The sequence below is a fragment of the Chryseobacterium sp. RR2-3-20 genome (genome assembly GCF_017808115.1).
In the GTDB taxonomy this organism is placed as follows: domain Bacteria; phylum Bacteroidota; class Bacteroidia; order Flavobacteriales; family Weeksellaceae; genus Chryseobacterium; species Chryseobacterium oryzae.
The window spans coordinates 1-9,371 of sequence record NZ_JADQBD010000088.1 but is presented as its reverse complement, the minus strand read 5'-3'; the positions used below and the strand labels follow the sequence as shown (position 1 = coordinate 9,371).

The 9,371-nt window shown below is 32.7% G+C and carries 6 protein-coding genes; all 6 read right to left on the bottom strand.

Going from position 1 to position 9,371, the window contains the following annotated elements:
• Window positions 1-273: 273 nt before the first annotated feature.
• Window positions 274-1,890 (bottom strand): phosphoenolpyruvate carboxykinase (ATP), encoded by a 1,617-nt coding sequence (gene pckA, locus IV513_RS14075; RefSeq protein ID WP_209391193.1) that lies wholly within the window; start codon window positions 1,888-1,890, stop codon window positions 274-276.
• A gap of 130 nt (window positions 1,891-2,020) precedes the next feature.
• Entirely contained in the window at window positions 2,021-2,923 is a 903-nt protein-coding gene (locus IV513_RS14070; RefSeq protein ID WP_209391192.1) for a GYDIA family GHMP kinase, read from the bottom strand.
• Window positions 2,924-2,933: 10 nt separating this feature from the next.
• Window positions 2,934-3,809 carry an ACP S-malonyltransferase gene (gene fabD / locus IV513_RS14065; RefSeq protein WP_209391191.1) on the bottom strand — a complete coding sequence of 292 codons (876 nt, stop codon included), beginning with the start codon at window positions 3,807-3,809 and terminating at the stop codon, window positions 2,934-2,936.
• A 54-nt stretch (window positions 3,810-3,863) separates the two neighbouring features.
• Window positions 3,864-5,528 (bottom strand): LysM peptidoglycan-binding domain-containing protein, encoded by a 1,665-nt coding sequence (locus IV513_RS14060; protein WP_245168957.1) that lies wholly within the window; start codon window positions 5,526-5,528, stop codon window positions 3,864-3,866.
• Between the two features lie 85 nt (window positions 5,529-5,613).
• Window positions 5,614-7,200 carry a bacillithiol biosynthesis cysteine-adding enzyme BshC gene (gene bshC / locus IV513_RS14055; protein ID WP_209391189.1) on the bottom strand — a complete coding sequence of 529 codons (1,587 nt, stop codon included), beginning with the start codon at window positions 7,198-7,200 and terminating at the stop codon, window positions 5,614-5,616.
• Window positions 7,201-7,260: 60 nt separating this feature from the next.
• Window positions 7,261-9,201 carry a putative porin gene (locus tag IV513_RS14050; RefSeq protein WP_209391188.1) on the bottom strand — a complete coding sequence of 647 codons (1,941 nt, stop codon included), beginning with the start codon at window positions 9,199-9,201 and terminating at the stop codon, window positions 7,261-7,263.
• Window positions 9,202-9,371: the final 170 nt, after the last annotated feature.

Sequence of the window (9,371 nt, the reverse complement as noted above, 5' to 3'; positions counted from 1 at the left end):
GCTCCTCAGCATTGCTCACTTCCTCTTCCAATCAACCGCAAAATATTACGAATTATTTTTGACAAAAACACCAACTATTTTTGACCACATTACCACAATAATTAACCATGAAATTTAAAAGCATTACAAATAATATTTAAATCGAATACAAATATCACAAACAAACATAAAGTGTTAATTATCAAAAATTTATAGCTTTTTATAACTAATATATGATTTTTTAATTTTAAATAAAAAAGACGCTCCAAAAATTTGGAGCGTCTTTTACAATTATTAAATCGTCTGTTCTACTAATTGAGGTCCTGAAGAAATAAGCTTCCTTGCTTCTTCATTATTGCAATACTGTTCAAAATTTTTGATGTATTTTGCTGCAAGATCTTTAGCCTTATCTTCCCATTCTGCTACATCATTATAAGTATTACGAGGATCTAAAATACCTTCTGTAACATTAGGCAGAGAAGTTGGCACTTCAAGATTCATGATAGGAATAACAGCTTTATCTACATTTTCTATTGATCCGTCTATAATTGCATCAATAATCGCTCTGGTATCCTTTAACGAAATTCTTTTTCCTGTACCATTCCAACCTGTATTTACCAAATAAGCTTTTGCACCATGCTCCTTCATTTTACCAATTAATGTTTTTGAATACATCGTTGGGTGCAATGTTAAAAAAGCTTCGCCAAAAGCTGGTGAAAACGACGGTTCAGGAGAAGTAATTCCTCTTTCTGTTCCAGCTAATTTAGAAGTATAACCGCAAAGGAAGTGATATTGTGCCTGGTTTTCATCCAAAATAGATACCGGAGGCAATACCCCAAAAGCATCAGCAGATAGATAAACAATCTTCTGAGCATGTCCCGCTTTAGAAGGCAATACAATTTTGTTGATATGATATATAGGATAAGAAACTCTTGTGTTTTCTGTGATCGAACCATCAGAATAATCACAAACACCGTCTTTTACAACCACATTTTCAAGAAGAGCATCTCTTTTGATTGCTCTGAAAATATCCGGTTCTTTTTCTTCAGAAAGGTCAATTACTTTCGCATAACAACCTCCTTCATAGTTGAAAACCCCTTTGTTATCCCAACCATGTTCGTCATCTCCAATTAAATATCTCTTAGGATCTGCAGATAAAGTAGTTTTCCCTGTTCCGGAAAGTCCGAAAAACAGTGCTACATCACCTTTTTCACCAACGTTTGCAGAACAGTGCATAGACGCCATTCCTTTAAGCGGAAGATAATAATTCATCATTGCAAACATCCCTTTCTTCATTTCTCCACCATACCAAGTTCCGCCAATAATCTGAAGCTTTTCGGTAAGATTGAACATGATAAAGTTTTCAGAATGCAATCCCTGTTCTTCCCAGTTTGGATTTGTAGTTTTTGAACCATTGATAACAGTAAAATCTGGTTCTCCATAATTTTGAAGATCATAATGCGACGGGCGGATAAACATATTCGTTACAAAGTGAGCCTGCCATGCAACTTCCATTATAAATCTTACTTTAAGTCTTGTATCTTCGTTCGTTCCGCAAAAAGTATCTACAACATAGATTTTTTTTGAAGAAGAAAGCTGATCTAAAACTAAATCTTTGCAAGAGTCAAAAATTTCAGGTGTAGTAGGTAAGTTTACTTTACCATCCCAGAAAATAGTATCCTTCGTAACGTCATCCTGAACAATGTACCTGTCTTTAGGCGAACGGCCAGTGAAAATACCTGTTTCTACAGACACTGCTCCAGATTCTGTAAGTTCAGCTTTTTCAAAACCCTGATTATCAGGTGAAACTTCCGCTTGATATAATTCTTCGTAAGAAGGATTATAAATTAATTCGTAATCTCCTCTAATCCCTAATTTTTGCAAATCTTGGATGATTTTAGCGTTTTTCATTTTACTTATATTTTCTGTTTCTTTTTTTTGGTTTAAACAATTTAATGTGAACTAATTGTTAAACGTTGATAAATATAAACATATAAGTGAAAATGGCAAATAAAAATAAGAAGATTTATATCATTGAATTTCAGCAAATTATATCGTCCCAATCGAAAATAGTGCTAAAACCTTTGTCCCAAAAATAGTCCTTGTAACCGCTAAATTTTGCAGTCATTACAAAATCTCCACCCCAAGCGCCTAAACTTTTAACAAAAACAGGGCAATCTTCAAAAAAAACAGACTTAACTGTCGGAATTTCAATAAAATCTGAAATTCTTTGCTCATGTAATATCATTAATTGAGAAAAATTTTCCAATTCATTACATAATAAAATATTTCTTGTGAGATTAGAAAATTCATCAATTAAATTTTGAGATTTATTTTTGGACTTATAAAGACGAATTCCCTCACGGCTATCCTGCTTCTGATTCAGGTGAATAAAAATGAGTTGATTTTTAAATTTTGGTGAATATTGAATACATTCAAAATGAGGTTTAGGTTTATTCTGATAAAGTACGGAAGATTTCGCTTTGGCAACAGCAATATCGTATCCGCTTCCTCCCAAACTAATCTCATTTAACTGAAACGGATCGATTTCTGCCCATTCTGCAAGATTATTCATCAGTGTAGAACTGCTTCCCAATCCATAATCGGGTGGAAACTGTAGATTTGTTTTTAAACAATAAGAATCTGTTGCCTGAAATTTAGTTCCTGAGAGAGACTGAACATTTTTGAGTGTTTTCAAGATAAATTCCGCACTCGAAGGAAGATTGGTTTCTAAAACCTCCCAACTTTTGTAATTGATGATTGCTTTCAGCCACAGTTTATTCTGGTGATAAGCTTCCCAAAAAATATGTGATTCTGAATCTTGCTTTTCTTCAAAAAAAAACTCTTGTCCTAGCTTCGTGGGTACAGCCAGAACAAGAGCTCCATCTACAGCGAAATATTCTGAAGTAAGCATCAGCTTTCCCGGTGAATATATTTCGCCCATATTATTTTATTTAAATTGCTGAAGCAGAAGTTACTTCGCTATTAATTTTTTTAATTAACCCTTGTAAAGTTTTTCCAGGACCCACTTCTACGAAATGAGAAGCCCCATCTTTAATCATATTTTGTACAGATTGAGTCCATTTTACCGGACCGGTTAATTGCTCGATTAGATTTTTCTTTATCTGATCCGGATCTGTAACAGCAGTTGTTGTAATATTCTGATAAACAGGAATAGTTGCTTTTCTGAATTTAGTGTTTTCTATTGCAGCAGCCAATCTTTCTTGTGCCGGCTTCATTAAAGGTGAATGAAATGCCCCGTTTACCGGTAAAAGCAATGCTCTTTTGGCTCCAGCTTCTTTTAATTTTACACAAGCTTCTTCTACCGCCACAGTTTCCCCAGAAATAACAAGCTGCCCAGGACAGTTATAATTTGCAGGAACAACAATTCCGCTAGTTGAAGCACAGATCTCTTCAACTATAGCATCTTCTAAACCTAAAATTGCTGCCATAGAGCTAGGATTGGCATCACATGCCTCCTGCATTGCCTTAGCTCTTTCAGAAACTAATTTTAATCCATCATCGAAAGACAAAACTCCATTCGCCACTAAAGCAGAAAATTCTCCTAAAGAATGCCCTGCAACCATTTCTGCACCTAAGCCATTGATAGCTTTTAAAGCAGCTACAGAATGGATGAATATAGAAGGCTGAGTAACCTCTGTTTTTTTAAGATCTTCATCGGTTCCACTGAACATGAGTGAAAGGATGTCGAACCCTAAAATTTCATTGGCAGATTCCATTAAATCTTTGATGTCTTTTCGGGAATCGTATAATTCTTTTCCCATTCCTACATACTGCGATCCCTGCCCAGGAAATACAAGTGCTTTCATTTATAAATTTAAATATTAATGCAAATATAATATATTATGTAAATAAAGATAAAATTATGGTACCAGTCTTATAACTCGGAAACCTTTGTTGATGTAAGCTCCGTTAGACTTAGTTCTTACAAATTCAAACTTAGTTGCCAACTGAGTCTGCACTTTATTGATTTGTTTAAAAATTTCACCTCTTTTATTTTCTCTTGTAAGCATATCGTTTACCACATCGAAGCCAATGATGGCATATTTGCCTGGCGTTTTACAATATTTAGCCTTATAAGCTGCTAAAACTTCTTTTTCGAATCTTCCGTCTGTATCTATCTTTCTATCCATAAGATACACCAAACTTGCCTGACTTAAATCGTCAATTTTTTTCTCAAAACTTGGGGTAGAATACATACTGAATGCTTTTATCCCCTGAACTTCTTTAGAGAGAGCAATCATTTTGTTGGAAAAAGCCTCTCCCACAGCGTCATTATCATTTGCCAGAACAGCAATAACAGGAGCAGATTGTCCCGTCATCATATTTTGGTCGAGTTGAATTTCTGATGCTGAATTTACAATGATGATATTCGCGTTTTTCAGATTTTTTTCCAGAATAGACTTCAGATAATTGGCATTTTCTTTTTTTGCATCTGCCAAAATATAGATTTTCTGGTTAGAATATGCGTTTTTAACTTCTTCAGCTATTTTATCTGCATAGGTTTGATCTGTAGTTTCTAAAATGATAAGATTACTGTAACCATATAATTCTGAAGAATTTGCAAATGGAGCAACTACAGGAATTTTTTGAGTTTTAGTAAAATCTAAAAGATCTATAACATTAGACTTGAAAAATGGCCCAATAATAAGATCTGTATTATTGGTATTGATTTGAGAAAGTGAACTTTTAAAAGAATTCTCATTTCCGGAATCTACAATTTTGACATCCAGCTTCTGCCCTGAAGCTGCATTTCTTTCGATTGCCAATTTAGCTCCCGTAAGAAAATCTAAAGCCATGGATCGGTATTGAGTTTCATTGGTACTGTACCCAAAAGGCAACATCAAAACAACGCTTAAAGCATCTCCGTTCTTCTTTATATAACCCGGATCCAGTTTTCTTATTTTTAAAACCATTCCTGCTTTAAGACCTTTGGCAAGATCTGGATTTAAGGCAACCAATTCGTCTATGGTAATTCCGAATTTATTAACGATGGAAAAAACGGTATCGCCTTGTTCTACAGTATAAGTAGCATATTCATCCTGAGAATTATCTGAGACTGAATGCGAAGATTTGTCTATATCCGAATCTATTTTAGATTTTGTGCTTGATGAAGTATTAGAAGAACTTTCAACTGGTTTTGCAGAAGAAATTACCGAAGCTCCACCATATTTTTTAACATTTTCAAGAGGGAGAACCACTTCATTGCCAATCTTCATATTAGAATCTAAATCTGGATTTAATCTTCGCAGTTCTTCTTCAGAAATTTTGTATTGTTTGGTAATGCCATAAATGGTTTGTTTAGGCTGCAGAACAATTTTACCCAACTGAGTGGTTTTGGAAACAGAATTAGTTTTAAACCCTGTATTGCTTCCAGCCTTCACACTCAAAGTATCCCCAATAGAAAGTTTTCCATCTTTTACTTTTGGGTTCATTTTAAGCAATTCTTCAACCGTAATCCCATATTTTTTGGAAATATTGTAAGGATTATCGCCTTTTACAACGGTATGAGTTTTCTGAGCAGACATACTTAGAAAAACACATAAACCAGATAATACAAAAAACCTCTTTATCATAATCTATATTATAGTTTACAAAAATACTTCTTTAAAATTAAATGGCAACAATTATCAGTTTCGATTCTTCAACCTCCATTTCATCCAAACAGAAATCTATCCATTCTGAACCAAAATCTGAGTAAAAAACGCTGAAATTATAGACTCTTTCCTGCCATGATTTAGCCGGATGCACAGCAAGAAAAAGATTTTCCAGACGTTCCAACAGTTCATTTTGTTTTATTTTTTCAGCTTTTAAAAGTCTTTTTTTCATTCTTTCAAAAGATTTTGTCTGTCGGATTTCTTCAGCCTTCACAAGATTGCCAAATGATTGATCTGTGAGTTGTGCCAAATCTTTTATTTCGGAAAATTGTTTATGAAGTATTTCTTCTTGGCTATTCAGGACATCTAAAATTTTGTTATCATTCAAAATTTTATCATTGACCAGTTTTGTGAAGTTCCCAAAAAAATCTTCTATAGAAAGATTGAGTTTATTTATTTTATTCAGAATCTTTTCAGATAAAAAAAGCATCGAATTTCTCGGTGTAAGAATAGGAAAAGGCAAACTGAGTTCTTTAAAATAATCTTTTAATTCCAGCCAATACATAATCTCTGCATTTCCACCTATGTAGGCGAGATTAGGAAGAACAGTTTCCTGATAAACCGGTCTCATTAAAGCATTCGGACTGAATTTTTCCGGGTGATTTTCTAGCTCTTCAAAAATTTCTTCTGGAGTAAACTCTATATTTTTGTCTACCACAAAATATTTTACGCCATCAAAATCAATTCTGTCTCTTGTATCTGTGAGGTAAAACAAATTAATCTTGCGTGGATTTACCTGAACTTTACCATATTTTTCTGTAAGAGATTCAACTTTATCTTTTGAAGCATGTTGTAAACGGAAGTGTTTTAATTCATTTTTGAAAACCTCGACCATTTCATTTTTCAATGCTTTATTATCGCCATCCAAAATCAGTAAACCATATTTCGAAAATATTCTCTGAACTAAAATCCGTATTGCTTCTGTTAAGGTATTTCCGGATTTGTAAGCTTCTTTCAGCATTAAAATAAGTTCCGTTCCAAAAACAGTATCTCTGAATTCCTTTTCAAATTCTGAAATAAAAAAAGTATCGCTAATTTTAATCTTGCCTACAACACCACCACTTTTTTCATTGATTTCATAAAAATTATTTTCTGTTTTAAAGTGATTTATTTCTTCAAAATCATGATCTTCAGAAGCCATCCAATATACCGGAACAAAATTATACTCCGGAAAATTTTCTTTTAAATAAGTACAGGTTTTAATCGTCTGCAAAATTTTATAAATAAAAAAAACCGGTCCCGAAAAAAGATTCAGCTGATGCCCTGTTGTTATGGTAAAAGTATTGTTCGATCTTAGATAACCTAAATTTTCAGATTGTTTTGAAGTAAGAATATACTCAGAAAGTTGATTTTCTATGGTCTCGGCAAGAATCATTCTTTTTTCCTGAGAAAAAGAGTTTTGCTTTCTTTGAATTTGATTTTCAAAGTTTCTTTTTGAAAAAACAGCATTTTCAAAACCCTCAATATCAGATTTAAGAAAATCTTTTACAAGTTGAGGAATGCTTTCTATATCATTAAATGATATTTTTTTTATTGTTTTCAAAAGTTAATATTTAATGTTAAAGGCTATTTATAGAACAATTCAGCGATATCGACTAATTATTTAGTTGAACAAATACCAAACAATACCAATATTCAATCTAAAATCATATATTGGATAGTGAGGAAATGCATAAGCCTTGTTATGTGAGATTAAAGTTCCTATTTGCTGACCTTCTATGAAAAAAAACATTTTCTTCACCTTCATATTAAAATATAGATCTGCAATTGGCTGTCCACCTATAGAAAAAGAATTGTCTCTTGGCAAAATATATTCGTTAAGAACAGGAAAATATTCTCTCGAAGCAAATTTTGAAAAATAGTACACTTTTACTCCGGTCTGTATTTCTGCAGCTCCTTTAAATGCTTTAGACTGAAAGAAAAAATCTGCCCTCCCAATAACGCTTGGTAATGGCATAAGCTCTTTATTGGTTAAAACATTCTGAATCTGCAAGCGTGTATTCAAATGGAATCTTCCGTAAGAAAACGTTGCATCTCCTCCTATCTGAGAAATATTAAGCGAATTAGAACTCTGATTAGGTTTTGAGTCGGATCCAAAGTAAGCATAATTATCTATCCTGAAATAATTAGCAAATAACTGAGACTGAAACCACTTCAGATGTACACTTCCGCCAATTTCTGTTACAGATTGGTTTTTAGCATCTGCAAGAAAATAATTGAAATTTCTGTAGATTGAAGTATTAGCAAGATAATTAAATGATGGGTAAGAACTTTGGAAATTTACTTTTGCATCTACAAAATAATCTTTTATAGGTTCAAACTTCACGTTATTGGTTGTTCTGAGATAATTACCAAACTGACTGCCTTTAGAAATTTCCAGAAAGGATTTTAACTGAAACTTATCAAATAATTTTATTTGAATATTACCAACAGCTCCTATCCTGTTTTCTTTCAGTTCTGAAGGCATATCTATATTTGATAAAATATTATCAGTAATTCCAAATTTTAAATTTTGATATCGTACACCGGCATCCAGTTTAAAACGTTCATTATCGAAGACAAGACTTACTGTATTACTGAAATTATTAGAATATTTTTTGGTGGAAAGAGGAAAGCCATTAATAAGATCCTGAGGGTTTACAAACCAATAATTCTCTATATTGTCCTGATGGTAGTAATATTTATTTCCCTGATTGAAGAGTGTATGCCTAATTCTAAAAGGAAATTTTTCCGAATTAAAAGGGGTAAACTGATGGCTTAAATAATATCTTCTGTATGAATACTTAGAATTTGTCGCCTGTAGATTAACTAATGCGTATTGCCTGTTTTTTATTTGTTTTTCACCAGACATGAAAAGATCATCATCTACAATACCACCATTCTCCTGATTATTTACGTTTTGATGAATGTAATGAGCGAAAAGTTCGTAGTTACCTTTTTTAGAAATATAGTGCCCCGAAAATATAGTGTTATTATTTGTAGCTAAAGCATTTCTATAAAATCCCTGCGATCTAAGTCCCATATAATCTATCGCAAAATTGAACTGTTTACCGATATTTTGAGTATAAGTAGATTGCAAAGCAGCACCATTTTTCATCGCGGTATGATAGATGAAAGTTGCTGTAGGTGTCTTAACATCATAATATTTCACATCGTTGATACCAACTATACCGTAAGATTTATTTGATGGAAGCAGTGAAAGATTCTGTTCTGGATTGAATTCATAAGAGAGCTGATTAAATCCACCTCCAATATTTGCAAACTGCGCACGCCCAAAGTTATCACGATTATTATATTGAGAAAAAATGAACGTCTTGTTATACGTCATAACTGTATCAAAAATTTTCTTTTCAGAAAACTGTGTTTGAAATTGATAATCATTAATGGTTGGCTTAAAAATTTTCAGAGAATCTTTTTTTCCAGAGTCTACTATTAAAGTGTCAGACTTTTTCTTATCAACACTACTAGAATCTTTTTTATTTCTAACAAATTGTGCTTCAACAGAAAAACTGAAGAAAAATATGATGAGCAATAGGTATTTCATGAATATTTTTTGTTAGGCAAAAGTAAACAAAAAATATTCATCAGATAAGTACTCACAAAATAGGATTAGGACAATAGCGTCCTAAATAAAAAAATAAGAAGGAATTAAAGTAACTCAAAGTATCTTTGAGGTTGACAACAAAAAAACCTTCTTATGGATTCAAAATTAAC

What these genes read in the sequence shown, in the direction of transcription:
- IV513_RS14070 (WP_209391192.1), bottom strand. Translation starts at nt 2,923, where the DNA reads ATGGGCGAAATATATTCACCGGGAAAGCTGATGCTTACTTCAGAATAT.
- pckA (WP_209391193.1), bottom strand. Translation starts at nt 1,890, where the DNA reads ATGAAAAACGCTAAAATCATCCAAGATTTGCAAAAATTAGGGATTAGA.
- IV513_RS14050 (WP_209391188.1), bottom strand. Translation starts at nt 9,201, where the DNA reads ATGAAATACCTATTGCTCATCATATTTTTCTTCAGTTTTTCTGTTGAA.
- fabD (WP_209391191.1), bottom strand. Translation starts at nt 3,809, where the DNA reads ATGAAAGCACTTGTATTTCCTGGGCAGGGATCGCAGTATGTAGGAATG.
- IV513_RS14060 (WP_245168957.1), bottom strand. Translation starts at nt 5,528, where the DNA reads ATGTCTGCTCAGAAAACTCATACCGTTGTAAAAGGCGATAATCCTTAC.